Here is a 13329-nt window from a genome sequence, read left to right as displayed (position 1 = left end):
TCATTCGGCCAGCTCGTCGAGGTCGAGCCGGCCCCGGGCGAACGCGTCCACCCGGCCCCAGCGGCCCGGGATGTCCAGCACCTCGATGCGTCCCATGCCCATCGGCAGGCGCGGGTCCACCGCCAGGTGCCCCTCGTGCGGCTCCAGGCCCAGCATGGTGCGGATCAGCAGCAGCGGCGCGCCGGTGGACCACGCCTGCGGACTGCACGCGGTCGGGTACTCCACCGGGAACTTCGTCAGCTCCCGCTGGTAGCCGCCGAATGCCTCGGGCAGTCGGCCGTCGAAGTAGGCGGCCGCGTCGAGGATGCCGTTGGCCACGGTGGCCGCCTCCTCGTTGAAGCCGTACCGGCGCAGGCCCCAGGCGACGAACGAGTTGTCGAACGGCCAGATCGTGCCGTTGTGGTAGCCGATCGGGTTGTAGCGGACCTCGCCCTCGGCCAGCGTCCGCACCCCCCAGCCGGACCAGAGCCGGGGCCCCACCAGGTGCTCGGCGACACTCGACGCCCGTTCCTCGTCCACGATCCCGCTCCACAGCAGGTGGCCGATGTTGGAGCTGAGCACGTCGCACTGGCGCCCGTCCGGGTCCAGCGCGAGCGCGTAGAAGCCGCGGTCGGCGACCCACCAGTCCTGGTTGAAGCGCCGCTTCAGCTCCGCGGCCTCGCGTTCGAGCTGGTCGGCGTACGTGTGGTCGCCCCAGAACACCCGGGCCAGCCGGGCCGCGCGCATCTTCGCGTCGTACGCGTAGCCCTGCACCTCACAGGTGGCCCGGGGAAACGGCGGCAGCGTGCCGTCGGCGTACGAGATGGAGTCCCACGAGTCCTTCCAGCACTGGTTCTCCAGGCCGGTGTCGGTGTTGCGCCGCTCGTACCAGATGTAGCCGTTGCCGATCAGGTCGGCGTACTTGTCGATCCACCTCAGCGCGGCCCGGCACTCCAGTTCCAGCTCCTTGACCAGCGCCCCGTCGCCGGTCCACCGCTCGTACTCGTCGAGCAGCACCACGAACAGCGGGGTGGCGTCCACCGAGCCGTAGTACGGCGAGTGCGGCTGCTCCTCGAACGCGGCGGTCTCGCCGTAGCGCATCTCGTGCAGGATCCGGCCCGGGTCCTCGTCCCGGAAGTCGTCGAACCGGGTGCCCTGCAGCGCGGCGAGGATCCGCAGCGTGGTCTTCGACATCTCCGGCGCGAACGGCAGCACCTGCAGGCAGGTGAGGATGCTGTCCCGGCCGAACATGGTCATGAACCAGGGCAGGCCGGCCGCGGGCAGCGTCTGCCCGCCGAGCGACAGCGGCGAGAAGCGCAGCGCAGCGAGGTCGACCAGGCTCCGCCGGTAGGTCGCGGCGAGATCTTCGTGCTCGCTGTTCAGTTTCGGGGCCCGGCTGATCCACTCCTCCAGGTCGTGCTGGAGCGCGAGCCGCTCGACGCCGTGGGCGCGCAGCCCGATCCGCAGGTCCCGGCCGCCGGGACCGATGGCGAACGTCTGCACGTCGATGACGGCGTCCCACTGCTCGTTGGGTTCCAGCCGCAGGCTCCAGGCGAAGCCGCGCTGGTCGTAGCGGGCCGGCTGGTTGGCGGAGACGACGGTCTCGCGCCGGAAGTTGCCCCGCCGGTAGCCCAGGCGCAGCCGGTCCGACTCGGCCTCGGCGTACAGCTCGCCCTTCTTGTTAAGGATCTCGTCCTTGATCTGGAAGAGGTCGGCGAAGTCGGACCCGGCGTCCATCCGGACCTCCAGGTCGACCGCCTTCTCGTCGTGGTTGAGGATGGTCAGCGTCTCCCGGAAGCTGCCGCCCACCGCCCGTTCCCGGATCACCGACAGCTTCGCGTCGATGTAGTGCGTGGCCATGCCGGGCACCAGGAAGAACCGGGCCTCGTAGTACTGCAGGTCGTCGTAGGACAGGACGTTGAGCCGCTCGCCGTTGACGGTGAGCACCCACTTCGACAGGTAGCGCGTGTCGAGCGAGAAGAGACCCGTCGGCTCGTTCGGGGTGGCCTCGATGTCGCCGCTGTCCTCGCTGACCACGAACGTGTTGCCGTCCAGGATGCGGACGGTGTTCTGCCCGGGCATCAGGCGCCCCTCCCACCGAACGTGTGACGTGGTCCCCGGGAGTCCGGCGGACCGGGGAAGACCCGCTCGACCTGCAACACCAGCCGGAGGTCGCCGACGACAGTCATGTCGCCGCGCAGCAGCGCCGCGATGGCGTTCTCCTCACCGCCGACCAGCTCGGCGAAGAGGCGCGGCTCGGTGCCGACCACGGTGTCCGCCTCGCCGTCCTCCTGCCGGACCCGCAGGTTGCCCCGTTCTATCTCCAGCAGCCAGTGCGTGGTGTGCGGGCCCTCGTGCAGGTCGAAGCGCAGCGTTCCGGATGTCTTGACCAACAGGGGCTCGAACCCCCGCCGGTCCAGGTCCTCGAAGAATCTTGTGGCCATGTCCACCATCCGGGCGACTCCTCCCGCGTTCCGCGGTCTTCCGTCCGGGATGCGGTGTCCCCACCCGTTCCGCGGTCAACCTCGCCCGATCCGGGTGACCGCCGCGTCGCCTGCGTGACGCGGAACGCCGGCCCCCGAACCGGGAGCCGGCGTCACCGCGACGGTCAGGTCAGTTGTTGGGGTCGTCGGCGCTGATGTCCGCGAGCACCGACTGGGGTTCCCGCTCGACCGCCAGGTCACCCATGGAGATGAGGCCGATCAGCCGGCCGTCCTCGACCACCGGGAGCCGGCGGACCGCGTACGTGCGCATCAGGTCGGCGGCGGCCACCGCGTCGTCGTACTGGCTCACCGTCACCACGTCCTTGCTGGTGATCTGGTTGAGCCGGGTGGAGGTGGGATCCATGTCCTCGGCCACGCCCCGCACCGTGATGTCCCGGTCCGTGACGATACCGACCACGTTGTCGCCGTCGGTCACCACCACGTCGCCGATGGCGCTGTCGCGCATCTCCTGCGCCGCGGCGGTGAGCGTGTCGTTGCCGTCCATCGTCACCAACCGGGTCGTCATGAACTCTCCGACCGTTGTCATGGTGCTCCCCTCTCGGTGTCGGCACGGCGGTCTACCCGCCGCCCGAGGCGGGGTAACGCGGGGCGTCACCGCCGGTGGCGCAGGCGCCGGCGCAGGTCGTAGAAGCCGTTGCTGGACAGCCCGTAGAAGATCGGCAGCAGCAGGAGCACCACGAGCGCCACCGGCACGCTCAGGAACACGGCCACCAGACCGGCGATCGCGTACGCGAGGACGCCGAGCAGCGCCCGGACGCGTTCGGCCTCGAAGAAACGGGCGGGGACGTGCGGCTCCAGCAGTTCCGGGTGCCGGCTCAGGTAGTGGTAGAGCCACAGCCACGTGATCGACAGGATCACGCCGACCAGCCCGTACGCGGACACCGCGACCCGCTCGTCGAAGACGTCGCCCTCCTCCACCGCGCGGGAGACGAGCGCGGTGACGAACGGCAGCAGCGCCACGCTGAACAGCACGCCGAGGTTGGCCCAGTGCAGTCCCCGGTCGGCGCAGCGGACCCGGTGGAACGTCCCCTTGTGGTTCAGCCAGTTGACCGCCACGTACAGGTAGGACGTGACGTAGGCGAGGTAGACCGGCCACTGGTCGAGCAGCGCGCGCAGCATTCCGCCCGGCGCCGTCTCGGGCACCCGCAGGTCGAGGACCAGCAGCGTGATGACGATGGCGAAGACCGCGTCGCTGAACCCGATCGCCCGGCCCGTGTCCGAACGCATCCCGGCGGCCTCGGTGTCCCCTTCGGCCGTCATCGGCACCTCCGCCCTGCCGGCGCGCGGGGCGGCCGGCGACCCGGCGGGCATACCCGCTGAGCGGATGTCCGTGCCGGGTGGCCCGGCACGGACGCCCGCAGGGTCAGCGCTCGGCGGCGACCAGTTCGGCGAGCTGCACGGCGTTCAGCGCCGCGCCCTTGCGCAGGTTGTCGTTGGCGCAGAACAGCGCGAGCCCGTGCTCGACGGTCTCGTCGGCCCGGATCCGGCCGACGTACGTCGGGTCCTGGCCGGCCGCCTCCAGCGGCGTGGGCACGTCGCGCAGCGCCACGCCGGGCGCGCCGTCGAGCAGCTCGCGGGCCCGGGCCGGGTCGATCGGGCGGGCGAACCGGGCGTTGATCTGCAACGAGTGGCCGGTGAAGACCGGGACGCGCACACACGTTCCGGAGACCTTCAGCCCGGGGATCTCCAGGATCTTGCGGCTCTCGTTGCGCAGCTTCTGCTCCTCGTCGGTCTCGAACGAGCCGTCGTCGACGATCGAGCCGGCGAGCGGGAGCACGTTGAAGGCGATCGGGCGGGCGAACGAGCGCGGCGCCGGGAACTCCACCGCACCGCCGTCGAAGGCCAGCCCGGCGGCGTCCCCGGCCACCTTGCGGACCTGCTCGTCCAGTTCCGCCACGCCGGCCAGGCCGGCGCCGGAGACCGCCTGGTAGGTGGCGACGACGAGGCTGACCAGCCCGGCCTCGTCGTGCAGCGGACGCAGCACCGGCATGGCGGCCATCGTGGTGCAGTTGGGGTTCGCCACGATGCCCTTCGGGCGGTCGGCGATCGCGTGCGGGTTGACCTCGGCGACCACCAGCGGCACCTGCGGGTCCATCCGGAACGCCGAGGAGTTGTCGATCACCACGGCGCCGGCCTCGGCGACCCGGGGAGCCAGCTCCTTCGCGGTGGCCTTGCCCGCCGAGAAGAGCACGATGTCCAGGCCGCGGTAGTCCGCGGTGGCCGCGTCCTCGACGGTGACCTCGCCGTCGCGCCAGGGCAGCGTGCGCCCGGCCGACCGGGCCGAGGCGAACAGGCGCACCTGCTCCGCCGGGAACTCGCGCTCCGCCAGCACCTGCCGCATGACGCCACCGACCTGACCGGTGGCTCCCACAATGCCGATCCTCATGCCCGCGAGGCTACCCAGCCGGGCGGTGCGGGTGGGAAACGTTTCCCACCGCGCGGATGCGGGGCGACGGGAATCACAGGCCCGCCGCCCCGTCCGGTCACGTGTGGTCGAGCACCTCGCCGAGACCGCTGGCGACCAGCTCGTCCCGGATGACCGCCGCGTCCCCCTCGATCACCATGGTCAGCGACTCGGGGTGCAGGTAGGTCGCCGCGGCGGCGGAAACGTCCTCGACGGTCGCCGCGAGCAGTTGCTCCCGCAGCCGCGCGTGGTAGTCGTCCGGCAGGTCGTGCACGACCAGCGTGGTCAGGGCCGCGGCGATCGCGCGCGGGCTCTGCAGCTCGACCGAGAGCTGGCCGGCCCGCCAGGAGCGCGCCACCTCCAGCTCGTCCTCGGTGACCCCGGTCAGCTGGGTACGCGAGATCTCGCCCACCGACTCGACGAGCGCCGGGGCGGTCACCGCGGTCTGCACGCCGGAGCTGACCGCGAACCGCCCGAACCGCCGGGACGAGGCGAAGTCGCCCCGGATCCCGTACGTGTAGCCGCGCACCTCGCGAATCAGGTGGTTGAGCCGGGACGTGAACGCGCCGCCGAGCACGGTGCCGGCGAGCGTCATCGGCACGTGGTCCGGGTGGGCGCGGTGCGGGGACGGGTGGCCCAGCCGCAGCGTGGACTGCACCGAGCCGGGCCGGTCCACCAGAATGATCCGGCGCTGCCCGGTCAGCGGCACGTCGATCGGGCCGCCGCGTTCCACCGGGCCGCCGCCGGCGCCGGCGAACGCCGTCGCGGCGAGCGCGTCCAGGTCGATCCGCTCCAGGTCACCGGCGACGATCAGGGTGCCGGGGCGGATGAACCACTCGGAGTGGAAGACGGTGACGTCGTCCACCTCCAGCGCGGCCACGCTGTCCGGGTCGCCGTAGAGCGGGCGGCCCCACCGGTGCTGCGCGCCGAACAGCTCGGCCCGCAGCACCGCGTCGGCGCGCGGGCCCGGGTTGGCCCAGTCCATCCGCAGCGCCGTCGCCTCGTCGTCGCGGACCCGGCGCACGTCGGCCGGGTCGAGCCGGGGCGTACGGACCGCCTCGGCGAGCAGCTCCACGGCGGCGGTCAGCCGGTCCACCGGCACCTGCACGCTCACCTGGAACGAGTCCCAGTCCAGCCCGGTCGACAGCTCGGTGCCGAGCGCCTCGATGGCCAGCGCGTACGCGGTGGCGTCCCGCTGCGCGGTGCCCTCCTCCAGCGCCTTGGCCAGCACCGCGCCGAGCCCTTCCTTGCCGACCGGCTCCCGGCCCGCGCCGCCGTCGAGAAGCAGCAACGCGACGGCGAGGTTCTGCCCGGGCAGGTGCGCGGCGACCACCTGGCCGCCGGCCGCTGTCCGCCGGACCACCTGCGGGAACCGGTAGGCGCGGGCGGCGCCGGGGCCGGGACGGGTGGCGATCAGCGACATCACTTCTCCTCGGGCAGGTAGGTCAGGATCACCCGGTCGGCGGCGCCGAGCAGCTCGGCGGCCTGCTCGGCGATCTGCTCGGCGGTCACCGCGAGCCAGGCCGGCAGCCGGTCGGCCGCGCGGGCCGGGTCGCCGAACTGGGTGGCGTACCGGCCGAGCGTGTCGGCCCGCCCGTCGACAGTGGACATCTGCCGCCACCACATGGTGCTCAGCAGCGCCTTGGCGCGGTCCAGCTCGGCGGCGGTCACCGGCACCGTGGCCAGCTCGTCGACCACCTCGGCCAGCCCGTCGCGCAGCCGCTCGGCGCTCACTCCGGGGCGGGCCGTGGCGGTGGCGATCAGCGGGGCGGGCGCGTGTGCCAGGTCCACCCCGTACGCGCCGACGAGGTCCGGCTGGGCGATCCGCTCGCCGTCGGCCAGGCGCTGGTAGAGGCGGCTGCCCCGGCCGCTGCCGAGCACGGTGGCCAGCACCGTGGTCACGTCGTACCCCGGGGTGCCGAACGGGTGGGTGCGGTGCGCGACGTAGACGCGGGGGGCGGGCACGTCGGCGGTGACCGTCTCCACCGCCGGGCGGCCGGTGGCCAGCACGGTACGGCCGTCCGGCGCGGCCGGGATGTCGGCGCGCGCGGCGAGCCCGCCGAAGTACTTGTCGGCGAGCCCGAACACCTCGGCGGCGGTGGTGTCGCCGACCACGGTGAGGACGGCGTTGTTCGGCGCGTAGTAGGTGCTGTGGAACTCCTGGAAGGTGGCCAGGTCGGCGGCGTTCAGGTCGGCCATCGACCCGATCGTCGCGTGGTGGTACGGGTGCCCCGGCGGGTAGAGCAGCGGCAGCAGGCGCAGCCAGGCGTCGCCGTACGGCACGTTCTCGTAGCGCTGCCGCCGTTCGTTCTTCACCACGTCGCGCTGGTTGTCCAGCGTCTCCTGGGTCAGCGCCGGCACCAGCCCGCCCATCCGGTCGGCCTCCAGCCAGAGCGCCAGCTCCAGGTGCTCGGCCGGGACCGTCTCGAAGTAGTTGGTGCGGTCCGGGTTGGTGGTCGCGTTGAGCGAGCCGCCCGCGCCCTGGATCAGCTTCATGTGCTCGGTCTTCGCCACGTTCACCGAACCCTCGAACATGAGGTGCTCGAAGAGGTGCGCGAAGCCGGTCTGTCCGGCCGGCTCGTGGCGGGAGCCCACGTCGTACCAGAGGTTGACCGCCACGGCCGGGGCGGTGCGGTCCTCGCTCACCACCACACGCAGGCCGTTGTCCAGTCGGGTCGTCTCGATCGGCCAGGGGAAACCGCTGTCGGGCATGAGACGACGCTATCCGATCCCGGAGGCGGAAAGGTGACACGCGCGCCGGAGCATCGTCGGTGCGCGCCGGGGTACCCGTGCGGGCATGGCCGCCACCTCACCGTCCGCCGTCGAGCGCGCCGCCGCCGCGCTGGCCCGGCTCCGGCACGCCCGCCTGCTGCACCCGGCGGGGCGCACGTTCGGCGGCGAGGTCCGGATCTGGGGTACGCCGGGACCGCCGACCGGGGTGCCGCTGCTCGACCTGCCGGGCCGGTGGCCGGCCACGATCCGCCTCTCCAAGGGCGTGCCGACGCCGGGCGCCTGGCCGGACGTGCTGGGCGTGGCGGTACGGCTGCGCCGCGACCCGGAGCCGCCGGTGGACCTGCTGTTCAGTTCCAGCGGCGCAGCGCCGGTGCTGCGGAACCTGCCGCTGCCCCGGCGGCGCTTCACCGGGACGTACACGTCGATCATGCCGTTCCGGGCCGGCGGGCGACGGCTGTTCCTGGCCGTGCTGGCCGACCCGGAGTCACCCGACCTGGGCCGCGGCCTGGCCGAGGCGGGCGCGGCGGTGGCCGCCGACGAGCCCCGGCTGGTGCTGGCGGTGGCCTCGGCGGCAGGCCGGTGGCGGCCGTTCGGCGAGGTACGCCTCGACGGCGAGCGCGGCGCCGCCGAGGACGCCGCGCTCGCCTTCGATCCGATCGGCAACGTGCCGCCGGGGTTGCGCCTGGCCGGCCCGCTGGCCCGGTTGCGGAACGACAGTTACCGGGGTTCCCGCCGGGCCCGGGGCGCGACGCTCAGTCGGGCGGCTCGACGGGGGTGACGGTCTGCTCGGACGTGCGGTGCTCCAGCACCGTGTCGGGGGCGGCGTTCTGGTCCGCCTCGCGGATGTCGGACTCGGTGAGGATCGCGTCGGCCTGCGCCTCGGCGTCGTCGCTGCCCGCCGCCGCCTCCTCCGGCAGCAGATGCGCTCGGGACTCGATCCGTTCCTGGTCACTGGGGTCATGGCTGGTGGTCATGCCGATCACATACCCCGCGTTCCGCACTTCGGAACGACAGCGGGCTTTCCGGCGCGCGTCGGGTACGCTGGCCGACGTGACGCGGTCGTATCGATGGTTTAGGCAGCCGGCTGGAGGAGCCGGTGACTCGACCATGAGCTGACGTCACTTACCTCTTCGAGCCGGCCGGGCAGGGATTCTTTTCCCTGCCCTTTCGTATGCGAGCAGCCGGCTCGATCCCCCGGACCCGGCACGGGGGCACGGTCGGCGGAAGGAATCCCCACCGTGACCACGTCCCAGGACGCCCATCGGGTCATCGACCAGCGCATCGACCGTGTGGTGCCGCTGACCACCCCGGCCCTGCTGCACCACCACCTGCCACTGGACACCCCGCTGGCCGAGGCCGTCGTGGCGGGCCGGCGTGCCGTCGGCCGGGTGCTGGACCGCGCCGACGACCGGTTGCTCGTCGTCGTCGGCCCGTGCTCCGTGCACGACCCGGCCGCCGCCCTGGAGTACGCGGGCCGGCTGCGCGAGGCCGCCGCGCAGGTCGCCGACGACCTGCTCGTGGTGATGCGCGTCTACTTCGAGAAGCCGCGCTCGACGGTGGGCTGGAAGGGCCTGATCAACGACCCGGCGCTGGACGGCTCCGGCGACGTGAACACCGGTCTGCGTACCGCGCGGGCGCTCCTGCTCGACGTGCTGCGCCTGGGTCTGCCAGTGGGCTGCGAGTTCCTCGACCCGATCACCCCGCAGTACATCGCCGACACGGTGGCCTGGGGCGCGATCGGCGCGCGGACGGTGGAGAGCCAGGTGCACCGGCAGCTCGCCTCCGGGCTGTCCATGCCGATCGGCATGAAGAACCGCCCCGACGGCAGCATCGCCACCGCCGTGGACGCGATCCGGGCGGCCGGTGTGCCGCACGTCTTCCCCGGCATCGACGTCTCCGGCACGCCGGCGATCATGCACACCCGGGGCAACGCGGACGGGCACCTGGTGCTGCGCGGCGGGGGCGGCCGGCCGAACTACGACGCGGAGTCGGTGGCCGGGGCGCTGGAGCTGTTGCGGGCCGCGGGCCTGCCGGAGCGGGTCGTGGTCGACGCCAGCCACGCCAACAGCGGCAAGGACCACCGCAACCAGCCGCTGGTCGCGGCGGACGTGGCGGCCCAGCTCGCCGCCGGTCAGCGCGGGATCGTCGGCATCATGCTGGAGAGCTTCCTGTCGCCCGGCCGGCAGGACCTGGACCCGACCCGGGAACTGGCGTACGGCCAGTCGGTCACCGACGCCTGCATCGGCTGGGACACCACGGCCGAGGTGCTGGAGCACCTGGCGCAGGCCGTCCAGGCCCGCCGGGCCACGCTTGCGGCACGGGCCTGAGCGGGGTTGGGGCGAGTTTGACCGGTTCGGCGCCGGGTAGGTGGTCGGCGTGACCGATGACGCGCCCGTGACCGAGCAGCCGGACACCCGGCCGCTCGACGACCTGCTCGACGACATCTACCACGGCCAGGAGCGGATCACCCAGGCGGACATCTACCGCCGGGCGGTGGCCGCCGAACTCCCCGCGGAGCTGCTCACCCGGATCGCCGCGCTCCCCCAGGGCGAGTACGCGGCGGACGAGGCGGCCGATCTGCTGGGCGGCACGGTCGCCTGAACCCCCGGAAGACGAGAGGACGCGACATGACCGACCGCAACCCCGAGCACGAGCACCTGGCGGCGCTCGGCCAGCCCCCGGAGGGCGTCGACACGCTGCCGGAGCCGGACTTCGCCAACGAGCACGAGCGCACCGCTGTGGACCGGGACATCGTCACCGGGGAGGACGAGGAGGAGCGGGAGCCGGAGGCGTCGCGCGGCTGGGCCGGCGAGGACCACGGCACCACCCCCACCTGACCGTGGGGGACGCGCGAAAAGGGGGCCGGCGCACACCGGCCCCCTTTTCGTGTCCGCATCCCTCACGCCTCGTGGTGACCGCCCTCGGCCGCCTGCTGGGCGACCGCGTACCCCATCTGGAGGAAGTCGGAGGCGGCCACCGCGGTCAGCGCGGTGGCGACCAGCCGGGTCAGCCGGGGCGCCAGCACCAGCCCGCCGGTGAGCCCGGTGGCGACCCAGACCGCCAGGCAGAACGGGCAGCTGACCAGCTCGCCGAGCGCGTGCCGGGTGGGGCTGCCCTCGTCGCGGACCTGCTCCATCACCTCGCCGCTGCCGATCGGGTGGTCGTAGCGGGTGAACGGCGCCCGCAGCGGGCTGGTGATCGCGTCCTTGGACAGCAGCCGGCTGAGCTTGTGCGTGGCGATCGAGAGCAGCACCACGTCCGCCGGCGTGGGCCGCTCGGGCACCGGCCGTCCGGTCGCCCGGACCAGGCCGACGAGCGCGGCGGTCACGCCCGCGTACGTGCCCATCGCCTTCAGGTAGCCCTCCAGCGGCCGGTGCTCGTGCGGCGCGTACGCCTGGCGCAGGCGCGCCACCTTCTGCTTCAGGCCACTCCCGGTCAAGCCGGCCTCCTCGTGCTCGTCGTGCGGGCCGGGCTCATCCGGCGGTCAGGTTGTCGGCCACCTCGCGGTCGAGGTTGGCCAGGATCTCGTCGGCCAGGTCGTGGTCCGGGCCGGCCAGGTCGAGCCGGACCCGGGCGCCGCCCGCGTCGGCCGGTTCCACGTCGATCTCGGCGGACCAGTCCGCGGCGCTCCACCGGGCGCGCATGTCGTCGGCGTCGACGACCTCGACCCGGCAGGTGCCGGAGTTGCGCAGCCGCTCGGGCAGCCAGGCCGAGGAGCGGTCCGGATCAGTGGCGGTGTTGAACACCACCTCCGGGGGCGCGGACATGCCGCGCTCGGCGTGGCTGCCCATCAGGCGTCCCGCAGCCGGCTCGGGTCGACCTCCCGGCCGGGGTGCCGGGCCAGGTACTCCGTCTCCAGTTCGGCGGTGCGCCGCAGGTGGTTGGCGAGCGCCGAGTCGGTGGCGTGGCGCAGCGTGTCCAGCCGGGTGCGGTGCAGGCTCTGCATCTCCCGGACCAGGTCCTCGTCGCCCAGCTCCACCGGGTCCACCCCGAGCTGCTCGCCGTCGACGGTGCGGGCGTGATCGCCGTCCCACTCCGCGACCCGCTGTTCCGGGCTCGCGTCCCGGCGTACCGATTCGGTCATCGTCGCCCCCTCGTCTCGTTCGGGTTGGCACCTGTTCGGATGCCCAGCGGGCGTGCCACCAAACCACCGCCCGGACTACGACGCCGTGTCGGAGACGCCCGGGGAGTCCCGGTACTCTCGTGGGCATGGAACGGCTCTGGACACCGGCGTGGATCGTCCGCCACGTGGCCATGGTCGTGCTGGTGGCGGGTTGCCTCGGGATGGGCTGGTGGCAGGTCACCCGCGCCGCCGGGGGCAACGCGATCAGCTTCGGTTACGCGATCGAGTGGCCGGTGTTCGCCGGTTTCGTGATCTTCGTCTGGTGGCGGGAGGTCCGCCAGACGCTGCGGGCGACGCCGCCGGGCGACGCGCAGCCGACGGCCGATCCGGCGCCGTCGGCGGCCGCCGGCGCCGAGCCGGCCGTCACCACCCCGGCGGTACGCCGCCCGGTGCGCGTCGTGCGGACGCCGGCCGCCCCGGCCGACGGGGCGGACGACGCCGAGCTGGCCGCGTACAACCGCTATCTATCCTGGTTGAACGCCAATCCGGGCGCCCGGCCCGGCGACTATCCCGGCTGAGGCCGGTGCGGAAGGACGGACGACGGTGGGCGGAGCCCTTACCCGGTACCGCGTGATCGCCTGGATCGTGGGCGTGGCGCTCGTGGTGCTGGTCCTGATCGGCATGCCGCTGAAGTACGGCTTCGACAACCCGAGCGTGGTGGGCGTGGTCGGCGTGGCGCACGGCTGGCTGTACATGCTCTATCTGGCGCTCACGTTCGACCTGTCCCGCCGGGCGAACTGGCCGCTGAAGCGGATGCTGCTGGTGATGCTCGCCGGGACCGTGCCGTTCGTCTCGTTCTACGCCGAGCGGCGGGTGAGCCAGTGGGTGGCTGCCGAGCAGCAGCCGCGTACCCCGGAGCCGGTCGCGGGCTGAGCGCCGCTCACCGCGCCGGTCGCCACGGCTCGGCCGCCGGTGGGTCGGCCCAGCCGCCCATGCGCGCCGCCTCGCGGGCGCGGCGCAGCGCCCGGCTGACCTGACCGAACTGTCGTTCGTCGTCGCTGCTGAACAGCAGCACCTCGGTGCCCCGCACCCGGCCCCACAGCTCGTGCGCCGGGGGCCGCCAGCGGTCGCCGATCAGCACGAGCAGCAGCGGCACCAGCCCGACCGCGCCGAGCAGGAGGTACGCCTCGGCGGTGAGCCGGTGCAGGCCGCCGGTGAAGCCGAGCAGCAGCCCGACCGCGGCGATCATCGCGGCGGACACGGCGACGGCGCGGATCGCGAGCCGGTCGTGCGGGCCGCGATCGGTCCGCACCTGGGTGATCTCGGCCACCGGCCAGCTGTTGCGGCCGACGGTGAAGCGCTCGGCGGTGACGACGATGCCGGGGCGGGCGTAGAGCAGTTTGGGCGAGGTGGGTCGGGGCGGCTGGGTGGCGGAGCGTTCGGTCTGCACGGCGGCCTCCCGGGGACGCGGATCCCGTGCGGGAATCCCGGTTCCGGGCTTCATTGTGTTGCGGGCCCGCCACCTGACCTCGGGTTTTCGGCGATCGGCCGCCGGTTCTGCCCCGGGTGGCCCGCCGGAAAGAGGAAGCGATTTCAGTCTTTGTCATGACTTTGCGTGGCGGTGGCTGACGACATCCGCCCAGAAC

At 73.1% G+C, this 13329-nt stretch carries 18 protein-coding genes; 6 read left to right on the top strand and 12 right to left on the bottom strand.

Annotated features, from left to right (window positions below):
* The 7 genes from HA073_RS19995 to HA073_RS19965 form a co-directional block, all read right to left on the bottom strand.
* A complete protein-coding gene (locus HA073_RS19995; protein WP_043328837.1) occupies positions 1-2061 on the bottom strand; it encodes a glycogen debranching N-terminal domain-containing protein in 2061 nt (686 codons plus the stop codon).
* Entirely contained in the window at positions 2061-2432 is a 372-nt protein-coding gene (locus HA073_RS19990; RefSeq protein WP_043328836.1) for an SCP2 sterol-binding domain-containing protein, read from the bottom strand. The genes HA073_RS19995 and HA073_RS19990 overlap by 1 nt, the downstream gene beginning before the upstream one ends.
* A 160-nt stretch (positions 2433-2592) precedes the next feature.
* Complete coding sequence (locus HA073_RS19985) at positions 2593-3009, bottom strand: CBS domain-containing protein (RefSeq protein ID WP_043328834.1); 417 nt, start codon at positions 3007-3009, stop codon at positions 2593-2595.
* A gap of 65 nt (positions 3010-3074) precedes the next feature.
* Complete coding sequence (locus tag HA073_RS19980) at positions 3075-3743, bottom strand: TMEM175 family protein (protein ID WP_084789688.1); 669 nt, start codon at positions 3741-3743, stop codon at positions 3075-3077.
* 103 nt (positions 3744-3846) lie between these two features.
* A complete protein-coding gene (locus tag HA073_RS19975) occupies positions 3847-4869 on the bottom strand; it encodes an aspartate-semialdehyde dehydrogenase (RefSeq protein ID WP_064447774.1) in 1023 nt (340 codons plus the stop codon).
* Between the two features lie 97 nt (positions 4870-4966).
* Entirely contained in the window at positions 4967-6310 is a 1344-nt protein-coding gene (locus HA073_RS19970; protein ID WP_069087278.1) for a pitrilysin family protein, read from the bottom strand.
* A complete protein-coding gene (locus tag HA073_RS19965) occupies positions 6310-7599 on the bottom strand; it encodes a pitrilysin family protein (protein ID WP_166457037.1) in 1290 nt (429 codons plus the stop codon). The genes HA073_RS19970 and HA073_RS19965 overlap by 1 nt, the downstream gene beginning before the upstream one ends.
* An 85-nt stretch (positions 7600-7684) precedes the next feature.
* On the opposite strand from HA073_RS19965, the gene HA073_RS19960 reads away from it, so the two are divergent.
* The gene (locus tag HA073_RS19960; protein WP_166457036.1) at positions 7685-8398 is read left to right on the top strand and encodes a phosphodiesterase; all 714 of its coding nucleotides are present in this window, start codon (positions 7685-7687) and stop codon (positions 8396-8398) included.
* Here HA073_RS19960 and HA073_RS19955 read toward each other — a convergent pair.
* On the bottom strand, positions 8373-8594 hold the full coding sequence (locus HA073_RS19955) for a hypothetical protein (RefSeq protein ID WP_013288141.1): 222 nt from the start codon (positions 8592-8594) through the stop codon (positions 8373-8375). The two genes, HA073_RS19960 and HA073_RS19955, sit on opposite strands and share 26 nt — an antisense overlap.
* Before the next feature lie 255 nt (positions 8595-8849).
* Between HA073_RS19955 and HA073_RS19950 the strand changes: the two genes are divergently transcribed.
* From HA073_RS19950 to HA073_RS19940, 3 genes are read left to right on the top strand one after another with little or no spacing between them, the layout of a single operon-like run.
* On the top strand, positions 8850-9947 hold the full coding sequence (locus HA073_RS19950; protein WP_166457072.1) for a 3-deoxy-7-phosphoheptulonate synthase: 1098 nt from the start codon (positions 8850-8852) through the stop codon (positions 9945-9947).
* A gap of 40 nt (positions 9948-9987) precedes the next feature.
* On the top strand, positions 9988-10221 hold the full coding sequence (locus tag HA073_RS19945) for a hypothetical protein (protein WP_018786980.1): 234 nt from the start codon (positions 9988-9990) through the stop codon (positions 10219-10221).
* Positions 10222-10247: 26 nt separating this feature from the next.
* A complete protein-coding gene (locus tag HA073_RS19940; protein WP_043328824.1) occupies positions 10248-10457 on the top strand; it encodes a hypothetical protein in 210 nt (69 codons plus the stop codon).
* 62 nt (positions 10458-10519) lie between these two features.
* Here the strand turns inward: HA073_RS19940 and HA073_RS19935 are convergent, their stop codons facing one another.
* Genes HA073_RS19935 through HA073_RS19925 form a run of 3 tightly spaced genes read right to left on the bottom strand, consistent with a single transcriptional unit; the run spans position 10520 to position 11704 of the window.
* A complete protein-coding gene (locus HA073_RS19935; protein WP_030502249.1) occupies positions 10520-11059 on the bottom strand; it encodes a DUF1360 domain-containing protein in 540 nt (179 codons plus the stop codon).
* A gap of 34 nt (positions 11060-11093) precedes the next feature.
* The gene (locus HA073_RS19930) at positions 11094-11411 is read right to left on the bottom strand and encodes a hypothetical protein (RefSeq protein ID WP_064447778.1); all 318 of its coding nucleotides are present in this window, start codon (positions 11409-11411) and stop codon (positions 11094-11096) included.
* On the bottom strand, positions 11411-11704 hold the full coding sequence (locus HA073_RS19925) for a DUF6158 family protein (RefSeq protein WP_030502251.1): 294 nt from the start codon (positions 11702-11704) through the stop codon (positions 11411-11413). Before HA073_RS19925 ends, HA073_RS19930 begins: the two co-directional genes overlap by 1 nt.
* A gap of 125 nt (positions 11705-11829) precedes the next feature.
* On the opposite strand from HA073_RS19925, the gene HA073_RS19920 reads away from it, so the two are divergent.
* Together HA073_RS19920 and HA073_RS19915 are read left to right on the top strand one after the other, a co-directional pair.
* Complete coding sequence (locus HA073_RS19920; protein ID WP_166457035.1) at positions 11830-12261, top strand: hypothetical protein; 432 nt, start codon at positions 11830-11832, stop codon at positions 12259-12261.
* A gap of 25 nt (positions 12262-12286) precedes the next feature.
* Positions 12287-12616 carry a DUF3817 domain-containing protein gene (locus HA073_RS19915; RefSeq protein WP_043328820.1) on the top strand — a complete coding sequence of 110 codons (330 nt, stop codon included), beginning with the start codon at positions 12287-12289 and terminating at the stop codon, positions 12614-12616.
* Positions 12617-12623: 7 nt separating this feature from the next.
* On the opposite strand, the gene HA073_RS19910 is transcribed toward HA073_RS19915, so the two are convergent.
* The gene (locus HA073_RS19910; RefSeq protein ID WP_043328818.1) at positions 12624-13133 is read right to left on the bottom strand and encodes a DUF6232 family protein; all 510 of its coding nucleotides are present in this window, start codon (positions 13131-13133) and stop codon (positions 12624-12626) included.
* Between the last annotated feature and the right edge of the window lie 196 nt (positions 13134-13329).

The sequence above is a fragment of the Micromonospora sp. CMU55-4 genome, assembly GCF_011602315.1.
In the GTDB taxonomy this organism is placed as follows: domain Bacteria; phylum Actinomycetota; class Actinomycetes; order Mycobacteriales; family Micromonosporaceae; genus Micromonospora; species Micromonospora chalcea.
The sequence above is the reverse complement of the archived record's forward strand: the minus strand, read 5'-3'. Positions and strand labels throughout refer to the sequence as shown.